Here is a 22,570-nt window from a genome sequence, read left to right on the forward strand (position 1 = left end):
GTATGTCATCGCGGACTCGCGCGTTGCGCGGTCCGCCGGTGTTGTTGTATTTCGTCTGGAAGTCTCGGGGTTACTGGGCGTCGTCGGCCCATGCCTTCGCGGCGCGCACCGCTCGCTGCCAGCCCGACATGCAGCGTTCGACCTGCTCCTTCGGCATCGACGGCGAGAAGCGGCGATCGAGCTGCCACTGGTCGCGCACTTCGTCGAGGTTCTTCCAGTAGCCGATCGCGAGGCCCGCGAGGTAGGCCGCGCCGAGCGCGGTCGTCTCGGTGATCTGCGGGCGCACCGCGTCGACGCTGAGCAGGTCCGCCTGGAACTGCATCAGCAGGTCGTTCGCGCTCGCGCCGCCGTCGACACGCAGCTCGCCGATGCTGATGCCCGAATCGGCTTCCATCGCGGCCAGCACGTCGAGCGACTGGTACGCGATCGAATCGAGCGCCGCGCGCGCGAGGTGTGCGGAGGTCGTGCCGCGCGTGACGCCGAACACCGAGCCGCGCGCCCGCGGGTTCCAGTGCGGTGCGCCGAGGCCGGCGAAGGCGGGCACCAGGTAGACGCCGTCGGTGTGCGGCACGCTCGCGGCGAGCGCCTCGATTTCAGCGGCCGACTTGATGATGCCGACGCCGTCGCGCAGCCACTGCACCACCGCGCCCGCGATGAAGATGCTGCCTTCCAGCGCGTACTGCACGTTGTCGCCGATCTGCCAGGCGATCGTCGTCACGAGGTTGTTCTTCGATTCGATCGGCTTGTCGCCGGTGTTCATCATCAGGAAGCAGCCGGTGCCGTAGGTGTTCTTCACCATGCCGGACTGCGTGCACATCTGGCCGAACAGCGCCGCCTGCTGGTCGCCCGCGATGCCCGCGAGCGGGATCTTCGACGCGAACACGGTGGTCTTCGTATGGCCGTAGATTTCCGACGATGCCTTCACTTCCGGCAGCATGCTGCGCGGGATGTCGAGCAGCTCGAGCAGTTCGTTGTCCCACTCGCGCGTGTGGATGTTGAACAGCATCGTGCGCGACGCGTTCGTCACGTCGGTCACGTGCAGTTCGTGCTTCGTGAAGTTCCACACGAGCCAGCTGTCGACGGTGCCGAACGCGAGCTTGCCCTGCCGGGCCTTCTCGCGTGCGCCGGGCACGTTGTCGAGAATCCAGCGGATCTTGGTCCCTGAGAAGTACGAATCGATCGGCAGGCCGGTCTTCGCGCGCACCTTCGCCTCGAGGCCCTGTGCTTTCAGCGAATCGCAGAAGTCGGCCGTGCGGCGATCCTGCCAGACGATCGCGTTGTAGACGGGCTGGCCCGTCTCGCGGTCCCAGACGATCGTCGTTTCACGCTGGTTGGTGATGCCGATCGCCGCGATCGACGTGCCGTTCAGGCCCGTGCGCGTGACCGCTTCGGCGGCGACGCCGGCTTGCGTCGACCAGATTTCCTGAGGGTCATGCTCGACCCAGCCGGGTTGCGGGTAGATCTGCTCGAATTCCTTCTGGGCGATCGAAACGATATTGCCCTGGCGATCGAACAGCATCGCGCGGGAACTCGTGGTGCCCTGGTCAAGCGCGAGGATGTACTGATCCTGCATGTCTCTCATCTCCATCCGTGGATTTGGCTTAGTTGTGATGCGCGCCGCATGTGGGGCGGCGCGTCGGTGAGTCAACGTCGGTACGGCAACTGCAACTGCATTCCGATCAGGCCTGCGGCGCGTGCGCGGCGGCGAACCACGCGTCGACCGCGGCGGTCACCGCGTCGAGCGTGCCGGGCGCCACGTGCAGGCCGAGCTTCGAGCGGCGCCACAGCACGTCCTGCGCGCGGGTCGCCCACTCGGCGTCGCGCAGGTAGCGCAGTTCGGCGTCGTAGATGCCCGGTGCGATTTCGGTGCCGAGATCGGCAAGCGACTTCGCGTCGTCGATCACGCGCTCCGCGCGCGTGCCGTATGCACGCGCATAGCGGCGGGCGAGCGGGGCGGGCAGCCACGCGTGGCGTTTGGCGAACGTATCGGCGAATGCGTCGAACTTCGCGTTCGCGATGTCGCCGCCCGGCAGCGGGACGCCGGCCGTCCAGGTCTTCGCGTCGCGGCCGAGTGCGCGGCACAGCATGTCGCCGGCTTCTTCCGCGAGCTTGCGGAACGTCGTGATCTTGCCGCCGAACACCGACAGCAGCGGGGCGCCCGCGCCGTCGTCCAGCTCGAGGCGGTAATCGCGCGTGACGGCCGATGCGTTCGCGGCGTTCTCGTCTTCCAGCAGCGGGCGCACGCCCGAGTAGGTCCAGTGCACGTCGGCCGGCGAGATCTTGCGCTTGAAGTAGCGGTTGATCGAGTCGCACAGGTACTGCGTCTCGTCGCGATCGATCGCGACCTTCGCGGGATCGCTCGTGTATTCGACGTCGGTCGTGCCGATCAGCGTGAAATCGTGCTCGTACGGAATCGCGAAGATGATCCGCTTGTCCGGGTTCTGGAAGATGTATGCGTGGTCGTGATCGAACAGCCGGCGCGTGATGATGTGGCTGCCCTTCACGAGCCGCACGCTGTGGTGCGCGCCGCGGCCGAGCGCGCCTTTCAGCACTTCGCCGACCCACGGGCCGGCCGCGTTCGCGATCGCGCGTGCATGCACGACGCGGATCGAGCCGTCGGCGTGCTGCAGTCGCGCTTCCCATTCGTCGCCGCGACGTTCGGCACTGACGAGCTTCGTGCGCGTCAGGATCTCCGCGCCACGCTCCTTCGCATCCATCGCGTTCAGCACGACGAGGCGCGCGTCGTCGACCCAGCCGTCCGAATAGACGAAGCCGCGCTTGATCGAATCGATCAGCGGCGCGCCGGCCGCATGGCGGTGCATGTCGATGCCGCGCGAGCCGGGCAGCAGTTCGCGTTTCGCGAGGTGATCGTAAAGGAACAGGCCGATGCGGATCAGCCAGGCCGGACGCAGGTTCGGCATGTGCGGCATCACGAAGCGCAGCGGCCACATGATGTGCGGCGCCGCGCGCAGCAGCGTCTCGCGCTCCTGCAGCGCCTTGCGCACGAGCCCGAACTCGTTGTACTCGAGGTAGCGCAGGCCGCCGTGAATCAGCTTCGTGCTGGACGACGACGTGTGCGACGCGAGATCGTCCTGCTCGCAGAGCATGACCGACAGGCCGCGGCCGGCCGCATCTCGCGCGATGCCCGCGCCGTTGATGCCGCCGCCGACGACGAGCAGATCGTAGCGATTCGGTTGGGTCACCTGCTGTCCTTATCGTCTGAGGGAAATAGTTGAACAGAAAATGTTCGAATTCGAAATTTAACGAACGAAATCGAAAAAGTAAAGTTCGAAAAAGCGGGGCCAGTAGCGCGCGGCGCGATCCCGGACGATACTGGCGGAATCGACCGTTTCACGAGGTGAATCATGCGTATAGGGATGTGGGCCGGCGTGTGCGCCGTCCTTCTGGCGGGGTGCAGCGCCGGCATGCCGCCGCTCGTCGGCAACTGGCGCACGCCGTCGTTCGTCGACCTGCAGACGTCGTGCGGCGGCACGGCACGCGACTGGGGCGCGGACGCGCAGCCGGTCTACTCGACGCTGGTCGACGCGTACGTGGCGAAACGGTATCGCGGGCTGACCGAAGCGAACTATTGTGCGTTCGTAAACGAACTTTCGACGCACTATGCGGCGCCTGGCGCGGCGACGCGCGCCGGCTGGGTCGCGTATTTCAACGGTGCGCGCGCGCAGGCGATCAGCTGGCGGGCGGCGGTCGATCCGACGCTGCGCGGCGGCTGAAGCAGGCTGCGGCGGGGCGGCGAGCGGGAAACAGGAATGGCCGCGCGGCCCGGAATCCGGGCGGCGCGGTCAGGTTACGAGCGGTGTGGCTTTTTACGAATAGCGGTATTTGATGGATCGCAGCGCGGCGTCGCCGGTTTCGGTCACGCAGTATTTGCGCCCCGACCCGAGTCCTTCCAGACGAACGAGCTGCTGTTCGAGCAGTGCGTCGATTTCGTCCCGATCCATGTTGGTTTGATCGGGAGCGTCCTTCACAAGCAATAGCGTGGCGAATTCATGCGGACTCAGCATCGTTCTCTCCATGGCGACCAGTCAGCCCGCGCGGCCGGCGCGAAAGCCGGCGCGCGATACCCATCGGGGTATGGCTTGGGGGGAAAAGCTGCATTCGCCGGCCATGCCATTCGTCCGCGCCCTGGCACAGGCGGAACGGTCGAATGGGCCGGGGAACTGGAGTCTAGTCGAGCAAGCAGGCAACGACAAATCGTGCCCCGTTAATTTTCCCTTTGACAGCCGGGCCGCGTGCAAGCGGTTTGCTCGCGACGCCAACTTCTTGATTTCACTTGAAGTTCAGGGTGCGGCGCAGCATCGGCGCCGTCACTCCGCGACGTACACCTGGGTGCCGGCGGCCGCCACGGTGTCGGCCATCTCGGGCGGCAGCGGCTTGTCGGTGAACAGCGCGTGCACCTGGCTCAGGTGGCCCTGACGCACCAGCGCGGGGCGGCCGACCTTCGAATGGTCGGTCACGAGATAGACGGTGCGCGCATGCTGCATGATCGCCTCGGCCACGCGCACCTCGCGCGTATCGAAGTCGCGCAGCGTGCCGTCGGCCTCGATCGCCGACGTGCCGATGATCGCGTAGTCGACCTTGAACTGGCGGATGAAGTCGATCGCGAGTTCGCCTACGATGCCCTTGTCCCACGGCCGCACGATGCCGCCCGTGATCAGCACCTCGCAGTCGGGGTAGCCGCTCATCATCGACGCGACGTTCAGGTTGTTCGTGATCACGTGCAGCCCGTGGTGGCGGTTCAGCGCACGCGCGACTTCCTCGGTGGTCGTGCCGAGGTTGATGAACAGCGAAGCCTGGTCGGGAATGTGCGATGCCGCGAGCGCCGCGATGCGCCGTTTCTCGTCATGGAACATCCGCTGGCGTGCCGTGTACGACACGTTCTCCGAGCTGGTCGGCAGGCTGGCGCCGCCGTGGTAGCGGCGCAGCAGGTTCAGGTCGGCGAGCCAGTTCACGTCGCGGCGGATCGTCTGCGGCGTCACCGCGAAGTGTGCGGCGAGATCGTCGACGGTCACGAAGCCGTCGCGCTGCACCCATTCGAGCAATTCCTGCTGGCGCGCGTTGAGGGTGAGGCGGGGATCTCGGGTCATGGCTCGATGGTCGTGTCGTGAGACGGAGCGGGTATTGTAAGGGCGGCAATGGCGTTAGGCCGTCCCGGCCCGCAGGGTCGCCCGTTATTCATGCGGAAATGGCATTGATTCATGTGATAAATGAATTTGTGCGATTGCGCCGATCGCGCTGCAATGACGGCTTGCCCGCGCACGCGGGCGCGCGTCCGGCGCGTTCATTCAGCTTTCGACGAGGTGGCATCGATGACTGGCTTCAACTGGCACAACCCGTATCCGACGACCCGCATTCCGGTGTTCGCGCGCAACGTCGTGTCGACGTCGCACCCGCTCGCCGCGCAGGCCGGGCTGCGGATGCTGTGGAAGGGCGGCAACGCGGTCGACGCGGCGCTGGCCGCCGCCGCCGCGATCACGGTCGTCGAGCCCGTGTCATGCGGGCTCGGCGGCGACGCGTTCGCGCTCGTGTGGGACGGCGAGCGGCTGTCCGGGCTGAACGCGTCGGGCGTCGCGCCGGCCGCATGGAGCGTCGACTATTTCCGCAAGCGCCACGGCGAGGCGGCCAACGGCATCGCGAACAAGCCGACGCGCGGCTGGGACACCGTCACCGTGCCGGGCGTGATCGCGGGCTGGGAAGCGCTGCATGCGAAGTTCGGGTCGCTGCCGTTCGCGGACCTGCTCGAACCGGCGATCGAGATCGCGGAGCGCGGCTATGCGGTGCCGCCGATCGTCGCGCACAAGTGGGCGGCCGCGGTGCCGGAACTCGAGGGGCTGCCGGGTTTCGCGGACACCTTCATGCCGCACGGCCGCGCACCGCAGGTGGGCGAGTGCATGTGCCTGCCGGGCCATGCGCAGACGTTGCGCACGCTGCAGAAGGAAGGTGCGCGCGCGTTCTACGAAGGTGCGCTCGCCGAGCGCATCGCCGCGTTCTCCCGCGAAGGCGGCGGCGCGCTGACCGCAGCCGACCTGCATGCGTACCGGCCCGAATGGGTCGAGCCGATCGGCAAGCGCTTCGGCCGTCACACGATCCACGAGATTCCGCCGAACGGGCAGGGTATCGCCGCGCTGATCGCTCTCGGGATCGCCGAGCACGCGGGCGTGACCGAATGGCCAGTCGACTCGGCCGACTCGCAGCATCTGCAGATCGAGGCGATGAAGCTCGCGTTCGCCGATGTCTATCGCTACGTCGCCGATCCGCGCGCGATGGAAGTCACGCCCGAACAGATGCTCGACGATGCGTATCTCGCCGAACGCGCGAAGCTGATCGATCCCGCGCGTGCGACGCATTTCGGCGCCGGCCGGCCGCATTCGGGCGGCACGGTCTACCTGTCGGCGGCCGACGAGCGCGGGATGATGGTGAGCTTCATCCAGTCGAACTACATGGGCTTCGGTTCGGGGCTCGTCGTGCCCGGCACCGGCATCGCGCTGCAGAACCGCGGGCACGGCTTTTCGATGGATCCGGCCTCGCCGAACGTCGTCGCAGGCGGCAAGCGGCCGTTCCACACGATCATCCCGGCGTTCGTCACGGAGGAGGTCGATGGCCGCACCGAGGCCGTGATGAGCTTCGGCGTGATGGGCGGCGACATGCAGCCGCAAGGGCACTTGCAGACTGTCGTGCGGATGCTCGGCTACGGGCAGCAACCGCAGGCGGCCTGCGATGCGCCGCGCTGGAAGGTCAACCGCGACTTCACCCTCGACGTCGAGGCAACCATGAATCGCGCGACCGTCGATGCGCTGGCCGCGCGCGGCCATACGATCAAGTCGATCGACGATCCTTACATGGATTTCGGTTCGGGGCAGTTCATCTGGCGTCTCGACCGCGACGATCGCGAGCGCGGCTACGTGGCCGCGAGCGACAGCCGGCGTGACGGTCTCGCGGCCGGTTTCTGACGGATTGCAGCCGGCTTTCGCCGGCATTTCGTGCGCTTCGCGGGCGGCCGAATGGCCGCCCGTTGCGTTTGCGGCAGCCCGTATCGCCGGGCGGGCGCAAGCGGTTTGAAGGACTCGTCTAACGAACGGCAACAGACGCCGAGGAACTGCGCTTGTCGGGTATGGTCAGTGCTCTGGAGCACGAACGTCAAAGTCCGGCTAAGATGCCAGCATGGTTCGGCCGGACCAATCCACTATAAACGCAAGTAAAGCGCCGCCTGCGGGGCGTTTGGCGCCTGTGCCGAAGGCATGGGCCGGCCCCCGCGCGACGACTGGGAGCGCACTACCATGGACACCAAAACGACGCATGTGATGCCGTGGCGAATCGAGGACATCGACCTGAACCGGATCGATCGTCAGCGTGCCGCCGCGAACGAGGATCTGTTGCTGCTGCTGTGCGCGTCGTCGTTCATCGAAAGCGGCTCGGATCTCTACACGAGCAATCTGAGCCAGTTCTTCAACGACGATCCGGAAGTCTCCGCATGGCTCAACAATGCATGGGAGCACGAAGAATTGCAGCACGGGCGCGCGCTGAAGGCGTACATCGCGCACGTGTGGCCGGAGTTCGACTGGGATACCGCGTTCGCGAATTTCTTCGCCGAGTATTCGAAGACCTGCAAGGTCGAGGCGTTCGAGAAGACCCGCGCGCTCGAGATGGTCGCGCGCTGCGTCGTCGAGACGGGCACGGCCACGCTCTATCGCGCGATCAACGAGTGCTCGGACGAGCCCGTGCTGAAGGAAATCACCGACAACATCCGCACGGACGAAGTGCGCCACTACAAGCACTTCTTCAAGTTCTTCAAGAAGTACAACCAGCTCGAAGGCAATGGCCGGCTCGCGGTGCTCGGCGCGCTGGCGCGCCGCGTGATGGAAATCAAGAACGAGGATTCCGAGATCGCGCTGCGCCACGTGTTCGCGGTCCGCTATCCGGATCGTGTCGGCGACAGCCAGTACAACCGTGAGCGCGCCGCGCGCATCAGCACGCTGGTGCGGCGCAACCTGTCGGCCGACATGTGCGTGAAGATGCTGCTCAAGCCGCTCGACCTGCCCGCGAAGATCCAGCCGGGCGTCCACTATCCGCTCACGAAGATCACGCGGCACGTGTTCCTGCGCTGACCGCCGCGGCGCGGCCCGTCGCGCGTATGCTGCGGCTTTTTCATCCGCTCACCACCGGGGCCCCGCCATCATGACCGATACCCATCGCCACGCGCTCGAACAATGGACGTTCGATGCGTGGCCGCCGGCCGTCGTTGCGTTGTTCGACGGCACTGCGCTCGAGCGTCATGCCGACTTCGCCGCATCGCTGATCGTCGCGACCGACGACGGCCAGTTGCGCACGACGCTGCTCGGCGTCGGCGAAATCTATGCACACGATGCGCGCACGCTGCTGCTGGCGCTCTGGCCGCAATCGCGCGCGGCGCGCGCGATTGCGCAACGGCGTACGGCCGCGTTGACGCTCGTCGCGGACGGCGCGTTCCTTCAGGCGCAATTGAGGATGGAGCCGCTCGAAGGAGACTTCGGCGGACTGGCCGGATTCGCTGCGACGATCGCGCACGGCGATGCGCAGCGGGTGGGCTATGCGCGTCTCGCGACCGGGGTCACGTTCACGCTGGAGGGGGAGCGCGCCGCGGTGCTCGCGCGCTGGCAACGCCAGGTCGAGCACCTGCGGCGCGCAGCCGCGCGGCTTCAGTGACCGCGCTGGCCGCTGCGCGACGAACGGTTGCGGTTCGCGTGCGCGGCGTTGCCGTTTGCCGGGCGTGCGCTGTTGCCGCCGCCAGCCGGACGCCCGCCGCTGCCGCCGGCGCCGCCTTGCCCCTGCGTGCGCGGCTTCGCCGCCTTCTGCTGCGATGCCTTCGGTTGAGACGCCTTCGGTTGCGCGTTGCCGTCGCGTTTCGCGGCCGGCTGGCCTGAGCCGCCTGCGCGCGGCTGGCGATTGCCGCCGCCACCGCCGCCACCGCCGCCGCCGCGCGGCTGCTGCTGCCCGCGGCGCTGCTGGATCGGCTCCGGCTTCGCGTTCGGATCGGGTTCGAAGCCCGCGATCACTTCCTGCGGAATCTCGCGCTTGATCAGCCGCTCGATATCGCGCAGCAACTGCTTTTCGTCGACGCACACGAGCGACACGGCTTCGCCGGTCGCGCCCGCGCGGCCCGTGCGGCCGATCCGGTGCACGTAGTCTTCCGGCACGTTCGGCAGGTCGAAGTTGACGACGTGCGGCAACTGGTCGATGTCGATTCCGCGCGCGGCGATATCGGTCGCGACGAGCACCTGCAGCGTGCTGTTCTTGAACTCCGCCAGCGCGCGCGTGCGGGCCGACTGGCTCTTGTTGCCGTGGATCGCCATCGCGCTGATGCCGTCCTTCGTCAGCTGCTCGGCAAGCCGGTTCGCGCCGTGCTTCGTGCGCGTGAACACGAGCACCTGGAACCAGTTGTGTTCGCGGATCAGGTGCGTGAGCAGTTCGCGCTTGCGGTCGCGGTCGACCGGGTGGATCTTCTGCGCGACGCTTTCGGCGGTCGTGTTGCGGCGTGCGACCTCGATCAGCGCGGGCGAGTCGAGCAGGCTGTCGGCGAGCGCCTTGATCTCGTCGGAGAAGGTGGCCGAGAACAGCAGGTTCTGGCGCTGCGGCGGCAGCTTCGCGAGCACGCGCTTGATGTCGTGGATGAAGCCCATGTCGAGCATCCGGTCGGCTTCGTCGAGCACGAGGATGTCGAGGTCCGACAGGTCGATCGTCTTCTGCTGCATGTGATCGAGCAGGCGGCCCGGCGTCGCGACGACGATGTCGACACCGCGCTTGAGCGCATCGATCTGCGGATTGATGCTGACGCCGCCGAACATCACGGTGGAGCGCAGCTTCACGTACTTGCTGTACGCACGCACGCTTTCCTCGACCTGGGCGGCGAGTTCGCGCGTCGGCGTGAGGATCAGCGCGCGCACCGCGCGCTTCGCGCCGCGATGCTCTGCGTAAAAAGTATGCAGGCGTTGCAGGATCGGCAGCGTGAAGCCGGCGGTCTTGCCGGTGCCCGTTTGTGCGCCGGCGAGCAGGTCGCCGCCGCCGAGGACTGCAGGGATCGCCTGCTGCTGGATCGGAGTCGGCGACGTATAGCCGAGCTCATTGACCGCCTTGACAAGCGGTTCGGCCAGGCCGAGAGATTCGAAAGACATAGATACCACTCTTGAGTTTTATGATCGGCGACACCTCGCGCGGCCCGCGCGGGGACTGGCGTCGCAAAAAGCAAAGGGGCGCGGCTGCGGTTTCCCGCAGCCGCGCCCCGTTTGCATCACGCGTTATTTAGTCAAGCGGCGCGGAACGCAGGTCGCTCACCTGTTGCGGCGAGATCGGCGTACCGTTGTTGCCCCACGACATCCGGATATACGTTACTACGGCTGCGACTTCCTGGTTCGACAGCGACTGTGCGAACGGCGGCATCCCGTACGGACGTGGATTCTTGAACGTGCTCGGCGGATAGCCACCATTCAGCACCATGCGGATCGGGTTGACCGCCGATTCCATCACGATCGAGTGGTTGCCCGCGAGCGGCGGATACGCCGGCGGCTTGCCCGCACCGGTTGCGGCGTGGCAGGTCGCGCAGTTGTCGGCGTAGATCTTCTTGCCTTGCTCGAACAGCGCATTGCCGAACTGCTTCGACGGCTCGTACTGCATGTTCTTCGGCGCTTCAGCCTTCTGCGGGATCGACTTCAGGTACGTCGACATCGCGCGCGTATCTTCGTCGGTCATGTACTGCAGGCTGTTGTGAACCACGTCTGCCATCGGGCCGAACACCGCGCCCTTCTGCGACACGCCGGCCTGCAGCAGGTCGGACAGCTCCTGCACGTGCCAGTCGCCGAGGCCGAGTTCCTTGTCGTTCGTCAGCGACGGCGCGTACCAGTTCTGCAGCGGGATCAGGCCGCCGGCGAACGCCGACGAGTTCACCGGGCCGCCCATCATGTTGATCGACGTGTGGCACATCGAGCAGTGGCCGAGGCCTTCGACGAGGTAGGCACCGCGGTTCCATTCGACCGACTTGGTCGGATCCGGCTTGTACTCGCCTTCCTTGAAAAACAGCGTGCGCCAGCCGATCAGCAGGTTGCGGTTGTTGAACGGGAACTTCAGTTCATGCGGACGGCTCGGCACCGACACCGGCGCGACCGAGCGCAGGTAGGCGTAGATCGCGTCGGAATCCGCACGGGTGACCTTCGTGTAGCTCGCGAACGGGAAGCCCGGGTAGAGCAGGCTGCCGTCCTTCGAGCGACCCGTGTGCATCGCGCGGTAGAAGTCGTCCGACGTCCACTTGCCGATGCCGTCCTGGTCGTCCGGCGTGATGTTCGGCGTGTACATCGTGCCGAACGGCGTCGCCATCGGCAGGCCGCCCGCGAACGGCTTGCCGCCGCGCACGGTGTGGCACGCGATACAGTCGCCGACGCGCGCGAGGTATTCGCCCTTCTTGATCAGCGCGGCCTGGTCGGCCGGCGTGGCCGCCACGGCGGAGGCGCCGTGCAGCGTGTCGTTGCCCGGCCACAGGACCGGCACGAGGGCGGCAGCCGCGACGATCGCGACGGCCGAGAGTGCAAACAGGGACTTGCGTTTCATTGTGTCTGTCTCCCTTGCCTTATTGCGGTTCGCTGCCGCAGGCGAGCGGAGTCTTCATCGAACGCGCCGGAGCCGGCACGGGGTTGGCGGGCGCCGGTTGCGCGGCGAGCCATGCGGTCACGGCCGTCACGTCTTCGTCGGAAAGCTTCGACGCGATGTCGTGCATGCAATCGGGCGCCTTCGCATGGCGGTTGCCCGAGCGCCACGCGCCGAGCTGCGCGCTCAGGTAATCGGCGTGCAGGCCGACGAGACCCGGGATCGCCGGCTGCATGCCGGTCAGCCCTGCGCCGTGGCAGGCCACGCAGGCCGGCAGCTTGCGGGACGGGTCGCCTTGCGTGACGAGCTGCTTGCCGCGTGCGAGCGTCGCGGCCGGCAGCGTCGGCTTCGCCGGCGTCGGGTACGGCGGACGTTCGGCCGAGAAGTGCTCGGCGATTTCCTTCAGGTAATCGTCGTTCAGGTACGTGAGCAGGTAGTTCATCGGCGGGTACTTGCGCCGGCCGTCACGGAAGTTGACGAGCTGGTTGTACAGGTACTCGGCCGGTTTGCCGGCAAGACGCGGGAAGTAGTCGTTGTCCGTGCCCTGGCCATGGACGCCGTGGCAGGCCGTACAGCCGCGCACGCGCTCGGCCATGGTATCGGGTGCCTTGAGCGGCGCCTGCTGGGCGTGCGCTTGCTCCGTGGGCTTGGTCTGCGCTTGGGCAGCGCTCATAAGGCCCGCGCCGCCGAACATCAGAACGGCGAGCAGCGGACGGAAGAGGCGTCTTGAAGACACACGAGACTCCATGTTTATTCGACGGGGACCTGTTGTCCGGGCTACGATCGGCTCGGCGCATGACGGCAGGGCAGCCGGGCTGCTGCGACGCGGCATTCTATCATCGATGGGTAATGACGGCTATTTGGCAAAAGGACATCGGTTCCTGTCCGTTTGCGACTTGCGACAATTTGACGCGCATTGCGACGCGACCGTGTGAACCGGCGTGCGTTTTCACCATCGAAGACCGTACACTCGCGGGTCGCGCGGCGCCGCCTCCGCCGCAGGTCCAGTCATTTCTCCCGTTTCCGGATTCATCGATGACGTTTTCTACCGTGCCGTTGCCTTCCTCACGCTGTCCGTCCCGTTGCCGCCGCTCCGTCGGCCTGCCGCTTTCGGGAGGGTGTGCGCGATGAAGTTCGACAGCTTGTGGATCGGTCAGGTCGCGCTCGCGGCGCTGATGGACGCCGCGTTCGCGATGGCGGTCGGCTCGGCGATGCTCAAGGCATGGCTCGGCAAGGACGGTGCACGTCCGGTCGTCGCGCCGTCGCATCCCGCGTGGCTGCGCGCGCAACATTCGCTGGTCGCGGCGGCGCTGGCGCTGGTGCTCGCGGATCTCGGCTGGCTCGTCTACCAGGCCGCGACGATGAGCGGGGCGGGGCTCGGCGGCGCGTTCGCCGCGATTCCCGTCGTGCTGACGCAGACGCATACGGGCTTCGCGTGGAGCGTCGCGTTCGCCGGCGCCGTGGTGCTCGCGATCGTCTCGCTGGCGAAGCCGGAGGGCCCGGTTGCACACGCGGTGCTGTGGCTCGCGGTGATCGTGGTCGCGGCCGGCAAGGCGTCGCTCGGCCACGCGGCCGATACGGGTGCGCTGTCCGCAGCGGTCGGCGTGCAGACGCTGCACCTGCTCGCGACGGCCGTGTGGGGCGGTCTCGTGCTCGCGGGCGGGCTCGCGGTGCTGCCGGCGCTCGGTGCGTCGGTCGCGCGTGGTGCGCTGATCCGCATCGGCCAGCACCTGTCGCGTACGTCGATCATTGCGGTCGTCTTCGTGCTCGGCACCGGCGCGCTCAACGCGATCCGCGGGCTCGGCGGTTCGCTCGCGCCGCTCGACGGCAGCACATGGGGGCGCGTGTTGCTGCTGAAGCTGCTGCTCGTCGCGCTCGCGCTCGTGCTCGGCGGCCTGAACCGCTTCGCGGCGCTGCCGCGCCTGCGCCGCACCGCATCGACCGAGGATGCACACACGTTCCGCAACATCCTGCATCTCGAAGCGCTGACGATGATCGGCGTGTTCGTCGCGTCCGCCGTGCTGTCGTTCAGCGTGCCGGGGTTCGCGGCCCTCGGCTGACGGCAGGGCTCGTGCGGCGCGGCGCAAGGCCGCCGTCCCGCACCCGGCACGTGCCGGATATCGCACTGCGCATGTAAAAACGGCTGCCCGTCGGGCAGCCGTTCTCGAATCGATACGTGCCGCGCGCGCCGCGCGTCGCGTTCACCACTCGGCGACGCTGCCGTCCGCGTGACGCCACACCGGGTTGCGCCAGCGGTGCCCCGTCTTCGCCATCTCGCGCACCTTCTCCTCGTTCACGTCGATGCCGAGCCCCGGGCCCTGCGGGATCGCGACGAAGCCGTCCTCGTAGCGGAACACCTCGGGGTTGCGCAGATAGTCGAGCAGGTCGTTGCCCTGGTTGTAGTGGATGCCGAGGCTCTGCTCCTGGATGAACGCGTTGTAGCTGACCGCGTCGAGCTGCAGGCACGCGGCGAGCGCGATCGGGCCGAGCGGGCAGTGCAGCGCGAGCGCGACGTCGTAGCTCTCCGCGAGCGTCGCGATCTTGCGGCACTCGGTGATGCCGCCCGCGTGCGACGCGTCGGGCTGGATGATGTCGACGTAGCCGCCTGCAAGGATGTGCTTGAAATCCCAGCGCGAGTAGAGCCGCTCGCCGAGCGCGATCGGCGTGTTGGTCTGGTTGACGATGTCGCGCAGCGCCTCGGCGTTTTCCGACAGCACCGGCTCCTCGATGAACATCAGCTTGTACGGGTCGAGCTCCTTCGCGAGCACCTTCGCCATCGGCTTGTGCACGCGGCCGTGGAAGTCGACGCCGATCCCGACGTGCGGGCCGACTGCGTCGCGCACCGCCGCGACGTTCGCGATCACCTGCTCGACCTTGTCGTAGGTATCGACGATCTGCAGCTCCTCGGAGCCGTTCATCTTCACGGCCTTGAAGCCGCGCTCGACCACCGCGCGCGCATTGTTCGCGACGTCGCTCGGCCGGTCGCCGCCGATCCACGAATACACCTTGATGCGATCGCGCACCTGGCCGCCGAGCAGCGCGTGCACGGGCACACCGTGATGCTTGCCCTTGATGTCCCACAGCGCCTGGTCGACGCCCGCGATCGCGCTCATCATGATCGGGCCGCCGCGGTAGAAGCCCGCACGGTACATCACCTGCCAGTGATCCTCGATCAGCAGCGGATCGCGGCCGACGAGGTAGTCGGCCAGTTCCTGCACGGCGGCCTCGACCGTGTGTGCGCGGCCTTCGACGACCGGTTCGCCCCAGCCGACGATGCCCTCGTCGGTTTCGATCTTGAGGAACAGCCAGCGCGGCGGGACGACGAAGGTTTCGAGGCGGGTGATTTTCACGATGCGGGTCTCCAGGGTTGACCGGCGCGGGCGCTCGGGCGCGTCGCACGGTCGCGTGCTTTCGCGGTTATCCTAGCGCAGCCCGATAAAAAATAGTATTAATAGCACTATTGTGCAGATAGTGGGCAGCCGGCACGCCCGGGGGCCGGCATAACGGAGAACGATCATTCGACGCGACCTGCATGGACAGACGGCCTTCCGGCTCGCCACGGCGATCCTGCGCGGCGACTACCCGCCCGAGTCGCTGCTGCCGAGGGAGCCCGACCTGATGGAGATGTACGGCGTGAGCCGCACGGTGATGCGCGAGGCGCTGCGTACGCTCACGTCGAAGGGGCTCGTCGAGTCGCGGCCGAAGATCGGCACGCGCGTGCGGCCGCGCGGCGTATGGAACCTGCTCGATGCCGACCTGCTCGACTGGTACGCGCGTGTCGCGCCGCCGCTCGCGTTCGCGCTGAAGCTGCAGGAGATGCGCGAGATGGTCGAGCCGTACGCGGCCGCGCTTGCCGCGCGCATGCATACGCCGGACACGTTCGACGCAATCGACGACGCGGCGCGTGCGATGGCCGCCGCGCGCAACGTCGACGAATGGGTGCGCGCCGACCTGCGTTTTCACCTTGGCGTGCTCGAGGCCGGCGGCAACGAGTTGCTGGTGCCGTTCGGCACGCTGATCGATCGCACGCTCGAGGCGCAACTGCATCTGAATGCACGCCGCGCGGACGTGTATAACGCGTCGCTCGCCGAGCACACGGCCGTCAGCGACGCGATCCGCGTGCGCGACGAGGAGGGTGCGCGCCGCGCGATGGCGGCGCTGCTCGCGGTGACGCGCGCACGGATCGAGATGTCCTGACGGGGAGGGGCGTTTTCCCTGGTTTGGGCAGGGCCCCGACGCGCGGCCGTCAGGACGGTTGCGCGGCAGCGGCGCCCGGCGCGGGCGTATCCGCCTGCGGGGCGGGGCCCGCGGTGCGCGTGCCGGCCGGGCGTTCGATCAGCGGCGCGAGCGCCGGGGCCATCGACTTCAGCAACTGCACGGCCATCGCGCTCGTGAAGTCGTAGCGCGCCGCATACGGCTCGTGCGCCGTTGCGGTCAGGACCCCGAAGAAGCGATCGCCGAGCACGAACACGAAGGTGCCGCTGCGGTTCACCTTGCGCGATTCGATCAGCCGCGCGCCGCGCGCATAGACGTTGAAGCGCTGGTCGCCGGTCCCCGTCTTGCCGTACACGTCGAGCGTCTTGCCGTCGGGCAGCGTGAAGCCGCCCGCTAAGCGGCGCGCGGTGCCGTTGAGCACGACGTCGCGCAGCAGCGTGTGCGCCACGTTGACGATCTCCGGCGACAGCATCGGCTGCGGCTGCGCGGCCGCGCGCACGAAGCGCGTTTCGTACGGCGTGCCCTTCGCGAAGTCGAGTCGCGTGATCGTCTCGGTCGGCGCTTTCTGGCCGCCGTTTGCGATCAGGCCGATCAGTTTCGCGAGTGCGTCGGGCTGGTCGCCCGATGCGCCAATCGCGGCCGCGTACGACGGCGTGACTTCCGCGAACGGATAGCCGAGCGCGCGCCACGACTTCGTGATTTCCGCGTATGCGCGCAGCTCGACCATGCGGCGGATGCGGCGGTCCTGGGTCGCGTGGTAGCGCGTCTTGTACAGCCACGAGTACGTGTAGAAACGCGCATCGCGGCTGTCGCGCTGGACGTCGGCGAGCGACGCCGCCGGGTGCGCGCGCAGGTAGTTGAGGGTCCACAGCGCGAGCGGATGCACGCTCGCGATGTAGCCGCGATCGTTGAGGTTGAAGCGGTCGATCGCGTACTTCGCGTAAAGCCTGGCGAGGTCGTCGTCGGACAGCGTCGCGGCGGGCGTGCCCTTCAGTTGCACGCGCATCTGCGTGTCGAACCACGCGAGCGATTCGTTCGGCGCGACGCTGCGCAGCACCGTCGCGATCTTCGGCGGCGACTTGCGCACGTCCTTCAGCAGCAGCGCGAGCGCATCATCGGGCGCCTTGCCCGCATAGCGCGTGTAGTAGCGCTTCACGTAGACCTGGCTTTCGCCGTCGACGAACTGCCGCAGGTAGTGCTCGCGCTGCTCGGGATCGCCGAGCCACGACGACGACGGGCCGGCCGCCTGCAACATCTCGTAGTGGACGATGTCGCGCATCAGCCGCACGAACACGAGGTTCACCGAGTGCTCGAACGCCGTGTGCAGCGTCATGATGCGGCCGTTGTCCGACTTCTCGAAGTTCGAGAATACCTGCGCGCCGCCGCCCGTGTAGAACACGTCGGGGCTTGCCGAATACTTGCGTTCGACGGCCGCGTCGAGCATCGCCTGCAGCGAGCGGTCGCGCGTATGCGACAGGTAGTCGAGCGCCCAGTGCGACAGCCCGTCGATCGGGTCGGGCTTCACGCGGGCCAGTTCCGTGTTCGACAGGTTCGCGTAACGCGCATGCAGGTCGGACACGATCTGCAGATAGGTGATCAGCGTACGCAGTTTCGCGGTCGAGCCGAGGTTGATGCGGCCGCCGCGATTGACGTCGAACGGCTCGTTCACGCTGTCGGTCTGCACGCGCAGCAGGTTTGCGCCGTTGCGGTGTTCGTACAGCGTGAAGCTGTACGTGAGGTGCGACGGGTCGTCCTTCGGCGCGAGCATCTCGAAACCGTACAGGCCGGCTGCCTGCGCGCCGGCGCGCGTCGACGCCTGGGCGAGCCGTTCGGCGACCGCCTGCTGCACGCCGTTGTCGAGCGTGCTGGTCGCCTGCAGGTCGAACTGGTCGAGCTGGTACAGGTCGCTGATGCCGAGCGCCGACAGCAGCGACGCGCGAGCGGACGTCACGGCCTTGCGCGACACGAACGACCGGACGTGCGCGGCGGCCGGCGGCGCGCTGCGTTCGATCTGCGCGTCAAGCGCGGCGTCGCGCAGCGCGGGCGAGATCACGCCGCCGTTGGACAGCAGCCGCAGGTAGCTGTCGGTCAGCTTCTGCAGCGCCGGATAGCCGCGGTTGAGGAAGTACGACGGCGCGCGCTGCGCAATGATCAGCGACAGCACTTCGCGGAACGTCTTGCCCTGTTCGTCGACGTTGTCGCCGGTCGTCGGCGCGGACAGGATCCGGTTCGCTTCGTCGAAGTCGCGGCCGTACCACGCGGCGAGACCGTCGCCGATGCCGGTGATTTCGCCGATATGCGGCCGCGCGGCGAGCGGTACCGAGTTCAGGTAGCGCACGACGATGGTGCGGCGCGCGAGCATCGTCTGCGGACCGTTCAGGTACGCGCGCACCGACGCGGACGCGATCTGCCGCAGCTTCTCGGGCGGCGTCGCGGTGCGGCCCTCGGGCGAATGGCGGAACTTCTCGATCTGCGTCGCGAGCGTGCTGCCGCCCGGGCGCGCCTGATGGCGGTTGACGACGTGCAGCGCCTGGTCGGCCAGCGCGCGGCTGAAACGCCCCCAGTCGATCGCCGGGTTGCGGTTCGGCTCGTTCGCGTCGAGCAGGTAGCGATCCTCGATGAACAGCAGCGAATCGGTGACCACGCGCGGCACCATGTCGAAGTCGGCATAGATGCGCTGCGGGAACACGGTCGCGAACAGCGGCGCGCCGGTCGAGTCGAACAGCATCAGGCCCGCCTGGTCCTTCTCGTCGAACGGGAGGAACAGCCCGCGATCGCCGAGCGACAGCATTCGCTGCGAATCGCGCGCCTGCTTGCCGACGACGAAGCCGCGCGCGAGCAGCCGCTCCTGGAACGCCGGAATCATCGCGTAGCCGAGGCGCTGGTCGTACGGGCCGTTCGCGGGAAAGCGGATGTGATCGCTCGGGCCCGTCTCGACTGTGTAGCCGACGTCGCGGGTGAGCTCGGACAGGTAGCGCGCCTGCAGCCGGGACGTTTCGATCTCGCTCTGCACGAGTCGCGCAACGATCGCCACGGCGATCAGCAGCGCGGCCAGCAAAGACCACTTGACCCACGTCCAGACCGATGCGGGACCGGTCACGCGCGGCAGGATACGATTCAGCGGCCGATTCATGGCGGCGTCTCCCTGAAGGCGCGGGCTCCGGCCGCACCCCATTAAGGATTAGTGTAGTCCTCCGCAGCGGGCTGCCAAGGGCGTTCACTACCGAGATGCGTCGACGCAACGGGCGTGCCCGCGGCGCGCTGTAACCCGCGTTGCGTTGCGGTGGTGCATGCCGTCGCAGCGTAACGTTTGCGCGTGTCGTGCCGGGGCACCCGGCGGGCGGGTGTGTCGGCGGGCAAGCCCGAACGGCCGGGCAGGCGGGCAATGCACCGGTTTCGTGCCGGGCGGCGCAGCGACAATTAGGATCGGAACCCGACCGTAAAACTGTGTCCGGCGAGCGATGCTGCTGCGGGTTTCCGTGATGGCCGCGCGTGTCGGCCACGGGTACGATCGCCGGATGTGCCGCGCTTTTCCGCTTTTGCCGGGAGTCCCATGCCGATCCACCCCGTCGCGCTCGCTTGTACGGCCATCCTTGGGCTGCTGCTGTTCGGGCTCGGGCTCGTCGTCTCCATCACGCGCTTCCGGTGCACCACCGGTTCCGGGTGTGCGCCCGATCCGACGAACGGGTTGCACAAGATCGTGCGCGCGCACGGCAACACGGCCGAATACGCGCCGTTTCTCGCGGTGCTGTTTCTCTACTTCGGCACGCACGATCCATCGGGCGCAATCCTGGCGCTGATCGTCGCGGCGACCGCGTGCCGTTGCCTGCTCGTGATCGGCTTGCTCGCGTGGCCGACGATGGCCAGCCCGAATCCCGTGCGTTTCGTCGGCGCGCTCGGCACGTATCTGTGCGGCGCTGCGCTGTGTATCGCGTTGTTCGTCTGAACGGCGGCACGCGTCGGCATGCGGCACGCGTCCTGATCCGGGGGCGGCTGCGGCGGGCGGTGATATGCTCGCGGGACGCCCGCGACCGACGGGCGGATTCCGACTGCCTGCGCGCTGCCGCGTTGCACGGCATTTCCGAGGGAAGAACCGACAACATGAGCCGCAAATTCATTCTGAAGGGCGACACGACCGACCACGGCGGCGTCGTGCTCGAAGGGATCGCCAATTCGTCGTTCGACGGACGCGAACTCGCCTATCTCGGCGCACCGGTGTTCTGCGCCGCCTGCAAGTCGCCGGGCGTGATCGTGTCCGACGGCGGCGAGCGGACGATGACCGTGATGGGCAAGGTCGTCGCGCTCGAACACGACCTGTGCCAATGCCTGTGCACGCCGCAGCCGAAGCTGATCGCGTCGCAGGCCACCGGGACGATTACCGGATGAAACCCGCCGCGCGGAGGCGGTTGCCACCCGCGCGGCATCGACACCCGGCCGCCGGCCGTCAGACGCTGCCTTCGGTTTCGATCACGAGGATGCGGGCTTCCCCGAGCGGATGCGCGACGTGCTCGGTGCCGGCCGACGCGTGGAACACGTCACCCGTTTCGAGCACCGTCGCGTGCTCGGCGCCTGCTTCGCGATAGCGCATCTCGACGCGACCGTCGAGCACCGCGAACACTTCCTCGCCGTCGTTCACGTGCCACCGATACGGCTGGTCGGTCCAGTGCAGGCGGACCGTGATGCCGTTCAGGTTCGCGATGTCGAGCGCGCCCCACGCGCGGTCCGCGGTGAACGCGGCGCTGCGGATGATGTTCATCGATGTGTTCTCCGGCGCGGATGCGCGTCGTCTTCCCGTCTTCAAGTCTTCCAGTCGATTTTCCGGTGTCCGCATTCAGCGCGACATCGCGCGCAGCGCCTGCTCGATCGTCGCCTTGCGCTTTGCGAAGCCGGCCGCCGACCGTTCGGTGACGCGCTTCACGATCGCTGCCGGTGCCGTGTCGGGCGAACCGGCGTCGAACGGCGGTGCGGGTGCGTATTCGAGCTGCAGCTGGATTGCCTGCGCTGCTTCTTCGCCGGCCAGCTCCGCGGCGATCGTCAATGCGAAGTCGATGCCGGCCGTGACGCCGCCGCCCGTGATCAGGTTGCCGTCGCGCACCACGCGCTCGTGCACCGGCACCGCGCCGAGCGGTTCGAGCAGCGAGTGGAACGCCCAGTGCGTCGTCGCGCGCCGCCCGCGCAGCAGGCCGGCAACGCCCAGCAGCAGCGCACCCGTGCAGACCGACGTCACGTAGCGCGCGGCGGCCGCGCGCTGCTGCACGAACGCGATCGTTTCGGCATCGAGCAGCAACTCGTTGATCCCGATCCCGCCCGGAATGCAGATCACGTCGAGCGGCGGGCAGTCGTCGAACGTGCAGGTCGGCGCGAGCGCGAGCCCGCTGCTCGATGCGACGGTGTCGCGCGACTTCCAGACCAGATGAACGGTTGCGTCGGGCAGCGACGCGAGCACGTCGTGCGGGCCGGTGAGATCGAGTTGCTGGACGCCCGGAAACACGAGAAAGCCGATATGCAGGGTCATGCGAAGACTCCGATTGGAAGGGGAACGGGCCGTAGCCGGTACGGGATGGACAGATCGATTCTAGGCGCGTAGTGTTTGGCGAAATTGCCATATCACCCACGTTTTCAGCCAATCGCCATGCCTGCCGCCCCGCGTTCGATCCTGGTCCTCGCGTTCCCTCGTGCCCAGCTGCTCGACGTGTCGGGGCCGCTGCAGGTGTTTGCGTCCGTCAACGAGCTGGCGCAGGAGCGCGGCCAGCCGGCGCCGTATGCGCCGCGCGTCATCGCGGCCGAGGCGGGGCCTGTCGAGACGTCGTCGGGCCTGGTCGTGATGGCGGAATCGCTGCGCTCGGCTTCGCGCCATCCCGACACGCTGATCGTCGCCGGCGGCAAGGGCGTGCATGCGGCATCCAGGGATGCGCGGCTGGTGCGCTGGGTGCGGCAGCAGGCGGCGCGCACACGGCGCGTGGCATCGGTCTGCACGGGCGCGTTCCTGCTCGCCGAGGCTGGCCTGCTCGACGGACGGCGTGCGGTCACGCACTGGGCGCGCTGCGATGAATTCGCGGCGCGCTATCCGAACGTGCGCGTCGAATCCGATCCGATCTTCATCCGCGAAGGTGCGTTGTGGACCTCGGCCGGCGTGACGGCCGGCATCGATCTCGCACTCGCGCTGGTCGAGGAGGATCTTGGGCGGGCGACCGCCCTCGACGTCGCGCGCGAACTCGTCGTGTTCCTGAAGCGCCCGGGCGGGCAGGCGCAGTTCAGCACGATGCTGTCGATGCAGCGCACCGACGACCGGTTCGGCGAACTGCACGCATGGATGGCCGAGCACCTGACGGCCGACCTGTCGGTGCCCGCGCTGGCCGAGCGCGTGCGCATGAGCGAGCGCAGCTTCGTGCGCCACTACCGAGCCGGAACCGGCCGCACGCCCGCGCGCGCGGTCGAGCAGATCCGCGTCGAGGCCGCGCAGCGCCTGCTCGGTGAAACAGCATGGCCCGTCAAGCGGATCGCCGCGCGCTGCGGCTTCGGCTCGGAGGAGACGCTGCGACGCTGTTTCGCGCGCGTGCTGGGCGTGTCGCCGCAGGGGTATCGCGAGCGATTCGTGCGGTAACGCACGGCGTGCGGCCGTGATCGGGCCGGAACGATTGCCGTGTGGAACTGAACGGAAATCGATCGCTTTCCAGTCCGAAACGCCCAAATTATTCGGGATCGGATAACAATGGGTGGGGGC

General features: G+C 67.6%; 20 protein-coding genes. 9 read left to right on the plus strand and 11 right to left on the minus strand.

Annotated features, from left to right (window positions below):
* Window positions 1-70: 70 nt before the first annotated feature.
* A complete protein-coding gene (glpK, locus tag HWX36_RS27260) occupies window positions 71-1,573 on the minus strand; it encodes a glycerol kinase GlpK (protein ID WP_175956397.1) in 1,503 nt (500 codons plus the stop codon).
* Between the two features lie 106 nt (window positions 1,574-1,679).
* A complete protein-coding gene (gene glpD / locus HWX36_RS27265) occupies window positions 1,680-3,203 on the minus strand; it encodes a glycerol-3-phosphate dehydrogenase (RefSeq protein WP_175956399.1) in 1,524 nt (507 codons plus the stop codon).
* A 162-nt stretch (window positions 3,204-3,365) separates the two neighbouring features.
* Here glpD and HWX36_RS27270 point away from each other — a divergent pair, with 162 nt between their 5' ends.
* Window positions 3,366-3,734 carry a hypothetical protein gene (locus tag HWX36_RS27270; protein ID WP_175956402.1) on the plus strand — a complete coding sequence of 123 codons (369 nt, stop codon included), beginning with the start codon at window positions 3,366-3,368 and terminating at the stop codon, window positions 3,732-3,734.
* Window positions 3,735-3,827: 93 nt separating this feature from the next.
* On the opposite strand, the gene HWX36_RS27275 is transcribed toward HWX36_RS27270, so the two are convergent.
* Together HWX36_RS27275 and HWX36_RS27280 are read right to left on the minus strand one after the other, a co-directional pair.
* Window positions 3,828-4,025: a hypothetical protein gene (locus HWX36_RS27275; protein WP_006751304.1), complete on the minus strand. Its 198-nt coding sequence runs from the start codon at window positions 4,023-4,025 to the stop codon at window positions 3,828-3,830.
* A gap of 303 nt (window positions 4,026-4,328) precedes the next feature.
* Window positions 4,329-5,108, minus strand: a complete 780-nt coding sequence (locus tag HWX36_RS27280) for a DeoR/GlpR family DNA-binding transcription regulator (RefSeq protein WP_006493999.1) — start codon at window positions 5,106-5,108, stop codon at window positions 4,329-4,331.
* Window positions 5,109-5,330: 222 nt separating this feature from the next.
* On the opposite strand from HWX36_RS27280, the gene HWX36_RS27285 reads away from it, so the two are divergent.
* The 3 genes from HWX36_RS27285 to HWX36_RS27295 all read left to right on the plus strand — a co-directional run bounded on the left by HWX36_RS27285 (window position 5,331) and on the right by HWX36_RS27295 (window position 8,703).
* Window positions 5,331-6,971 carry a gamma-glutamyltransferase family protein gene (locus tag HWX36_RS27285; protein ID WP_175956403.1) on the plus strand — a complete coding sequence of 547 codons (1,641 nt, stop codon included), beginning with the start codon at window positions 5,331-5,333 and terminating at the stop codon, window positions 6,969-6,971.
* 327 nt (window positions 6,972-7,298) lie between these two features.
* On the plus strand, window positions 7,299-8,126 hold the full coding sequence (locus HWX36_RS27290; protein ID WP_011353107.1) for a ferritin-like domain-containing protein: 828 nt from the start codon (window positions 7,299-7,301) through the stop codon (window positions 8,124-8,126).
* A gap of 70 nt (window positions 8,127-8,196) precedes the next feature.
* Window positions 8,197-8,703 carry a hypothetical protein gene (locus HWX36_RS27295; RefSeq protein ID WP_175956405.1) on the plus strand — a complete coding sequence of 169 codons (507 nt, stop codon included), beginning with the start codon at window positions 8,197-8,199 and terminating at the stop codon, window positions 8,701-8,703.
* Here the strand turns inward: HWX36_RS27295 and HWX36_RS27300 are convergent.
* The 3 genes from HWX36_RS27300 to HWX36_RS27310 all read right to left on the minus strand — a co-directional run bounded on the left by HWX36_RS27300 (window position 8,697) and on the right by HWX36_RS27310 (window position 12,379).
* Window positions 8,697-10,169 (minus strand): DEAD/DEAH box helicase, encoded by a 1,473-nt coding sequence (locus tag HWX36_RS27300; RefSeq protein ID WP_175956414.1) that lies wholly within the window; start codon window positions 10,167-10,169, stop codon window positions 8,697-8,699. The two genes, HWX36_RS27295 and HWX36_RS27300, sit on opposite strands and share 7 nt — an antisense overlap.
* A gap of 127 nt (window positions 10,170-10,296) precedes the next feature.
* Entirely contained in the window at window positions 10,297-11,595 is a 1,299-nt protein-coding gene (locus tag HWX36_RS27305) for a cytochrome c (RefSeq protein ID WP_175956416.1), read from the minus strand.
* 19 nt (window positions 11,596-11,614) lie between these two features.
* Window positions 11,615-12,379 carry a c-type cytochrome gene (locus HWX36_RS27310; protein ID WP_175956418.1) on the minus strand — a complete coding sequence of 255 codons (765 nt, stop codon included), beginning with the start codon at window positions 12,377-12,379 and terminating at the stop codon, window positions 11,615-11,617.
* 379 nt (window positions 12,380-12,758) lie between these two features.
* On the opposite strand from HWX36_RS27310, the gene HWX36_RS27315 reads away from it, so the two are divergent.
* A complete protein-coding gene (locus tag HWX36_RS27315; protein WP_175956420.1) occupies window positions 12,759-13,691 on the plus strand; it encodes a CopD family protein in 933 nt (310 codons plus the stop codon).
* Window positions 13,692-13,832: 141 nt separating this feature from the next.
* On the opposite strand, the gene dgoD is transcribed toward HWX36_RS27315, so the two are convergent.
* The gene (gene dgoD / locus HWX36_RS27320; protein ID WP_021160175.1) at window positions 13,833-14,981 is read right to left on the minus strand and encodes a galactonate dehydratase; all 1,149 of its coding nucleotides are present in this window, start codon (window positions 14,979-14,981) and stop codon (window positions 13,833-13,835) included.
* A gap of 163 nt (window positions 14,982-15,144) precedes the next feature.
* On the opposite strand from dgoD, the gene HWX36_RS27325 reads away from it, so the two are divergent.
* Window positions 15,145-15,828, plus strand: coding sequence for an FCD domain-containing protein (locus HWX36_RS27325; protein ID WP_175956521.1), 684 nt, complete (start codon window positions 15,145-15,147; stop codon window positions 15,826-15,828).
* A gap of 49 nt (window positions 15,829-15,877) precedes the next feature.
* On the opposite strand, the gene HWX36_RS27330 is transcribed toward HWX36_RS27325, so the two are convergent.
* A complete protein-coding gene (locus HWX36_RS27330) occupies window positions 15,878-18,979 on the minus strand; it encodes a transglycosylase domain-containing protein (protein ID WP_175956426.1) in 3,102 nt (1,033 codons plus the stop codon).
* A 420-nt stretch (window positions 18,980-19,399) separates the two neighbouring features.
* Between HWX36_RS27330 and HWX36_RS27335 the strand changes: the two genes are divergently transcribed.
* Both HWX36_RS27335 and HWX36_RS27340 read left to right on the plus strand, forming a co-directional pair.
* Window positions 19,400-19,792 (plus strand): MAPEG family protein, encoded by a 393-nt coding sequence (locus HWX36_RS27335; RefSeq protein WP_175956428.1) that lies wholly within the window; start codon window positions 19,400-19,402, stop codon window positions 19,790-19,792.
* Between the two features lie 155 nt (window positions 19,793-19,947).
* The gene (locus tag HWX36_RS27340) at window positions 19,948-20,232 is read left to right on the plus strand and encodes a PAAR domain-containing protein (RefSeq protein ID WP_048242675.1); all 285 of its coding nucleotides are present in this window, start codon (window positions 19,948-19,950) and stop codon (window positions 20,230-20,232) included.
* A 58-nt stretch (window positions 20,233-20,290) separates the two neighbouring features.
* Here the strand turns inward: HWX36_RS27340 and HWX36_RS27345 are convergent, their stop codons facing one another.
* Both HWX36_RS27345 and HWX36_RS27350 read right to left on the minus strand, forming a co-directional pair.
* The gene (locus tag HWX36_RS27345; protein ID WP_089456869.1) at window positions 20,291-20,602 is read right to left on the minus strand and encodes a cupin domain-containing protein; all 312 of its coding nucleotides are present in this window, start codon (window positions 20,600-20,602) and stop codon (window positions 20,291-20,293) included.
* A gap of 75 nt (window positions 20,603-20,677) precedes the next feature.
* Complete coding sequence (locus HWX36_RS27350) at window positions 20,678-21,361, minus strand: DJ-1/PfpI family protein (RefSeq protein ID WP_175956430.1); 684 nt, start codon at window positions 21,359-21,361, stop codon at window positions 20,678-20,680.
* A 117-nt stretch (window positions 21,362-21,478) separates the two neighbouring features.
* On the opposite strand from HWX36_RS27350, the gene HWX36_RS27355 reads away from it, so the two are divergent.
* Entirely contained in the window at window positions 21,479-22,450 is a 972-nt protein-coding gene (locus HWX36_RS27355) for a GlxA family transcriptional regulator (protein ID WP_175956432.1), read from the plus strand.
* Window positions 22,451-22,570 lie beyond the last annotated feature (120 nt).

Origin of the sequence: Burkholderia sp. BCC0405 (genome assembly GCF_902833075.1) — a bacterium.
Taxonomy (GTDB): Bacteria; Pseudomonadota; Gammaproteobacteria; order Burkholderiales; family Burkholderiaceae; genus Burkholderia.

Excerpts from the sequence above, each read along its gene's own strand:
- glpK (WP_175956397.1), bottom strand. The coding sequence starts at position 1,573 with ATGCAGGATCAGTACATCCTCGCGCTTGACCAGGGCACCACGAGTTCC.
- HWX36_RS27270 (WP_175956402.1), top strand. The coding sequence starts at position 3,366 with ATGCGTATAGGGATGTGGGCCGGCGTGTGCGCCGTCCTTCTGGCGGGG.
- HWX36_RS27275 (WP_006751304.1), bottom strand. The coding sequence starts at position 4,025 with ATGCTGAGTCCGCATGAATTCGCCACGCTATTGCTTGTGAAGGACGCT.
- HWX36_RS27280 (WP_006493999.1), bottom strand. The coding sequence starts at position 5,108 with ATGACCCGAGATCCCCGCCTCACCCTCAACGCGCGCCAGCAGGAATTG.
- HWX36_RS27285 (WP_175956403.1), top strand. The coding sequence starts at position 5,331 with ATGACTGGCTTCAACTGGCACAACCCGTATCCGACGACCCGCATTCCG.
- HWX36_RS27290 (WP_011353107.1), top strand. The coding sequence starts at position 7,299 with ATGGACACCAAAACGACGCATGTGATGCCGTGGCGAATCGAGGACATC.
- HWX36_RS27295 (WP_175956405.1), top strand. The coding sequence starts at position 8,197 with ATGACCGATACCCATCGCCACGCGCTCGAACAATGGACGTTCGATGCG.
- HWX36_RS27300 (WP_175956414.1), bottom strand. The coding sequence starts at position 10,169 with ATGTCTTTCGAATCTCTCGGCCTGGCCGAACCGCTTGTCAAGGCGGTC.
- HWX36_RS27305 (WP_175956416.1), bottom strand. The coding sequence starts at position 11,595 with ATGAAACGCAAGTCCCTGTTTGCACTCTCGGCCGTCGCGATCGTCGCG.
- HWX36_RS27310 (WP_175956418.1), bottom strand. The coding sequence starts at position 12,379 with ATGGAGTCTCGTGTGTCTTCAAGACGCCTCTTCCGTCCGCTGCTCGCC.
- HWX36_RS27315 (WP_175956420.1), top strand. The coding sequence starts at position 12,759 with ATGAAGTTCGACAGCTTGTGGATCGGTCAGGTCGCGCTCGCGGCGCTG.
- HWX36_RS27330 (WP_175956426.1), bottom strand. The coding sequence starts at position 18,979 with ATGAATCGGCCGCTGAATCGTATCCTGCCGCGCGTGACCGGTCCCGCA.
- HWX36_RS27335 (WP_175956428.1), top strand. The coding sequence starts at position 19,400 with ATGCCGATCCACCCCGTCGCGCTCGCTTGTACGGCCATCCTTGGGCTG.
- HWX36_RS27340 (WP_048242675.1), top strand. The coding sequence starts at position 19,948 with ATGAGCCGCAAATTCATTCTGAAGGGCGACACGACCGACCACGGCGGC.
- HWX36_RS27345 (WP_089456869.1), bottom strand. The coding sequence starts at position 20,602 with ATGAACATCATCCGCAGCGCCGCGTTCACCGCGGACCGCGCGTGGGGC.
- HWX36_RS27350 (WP_175956430.1), bottom strand. The coding sequence starts at position 21,361 with ATGACCCTGCATATCGGCTTTCTCGTGTTTCCGGGCGTCCAGCAACTC.
- HWX36_RS27355 (WP_175956432.1), top strand. The coding sequence starts at position 21,479 with ATGCCTGCCGCCCCGCGTTCGATCCTGGTCCTCGCGTTCCCTCGTGCC.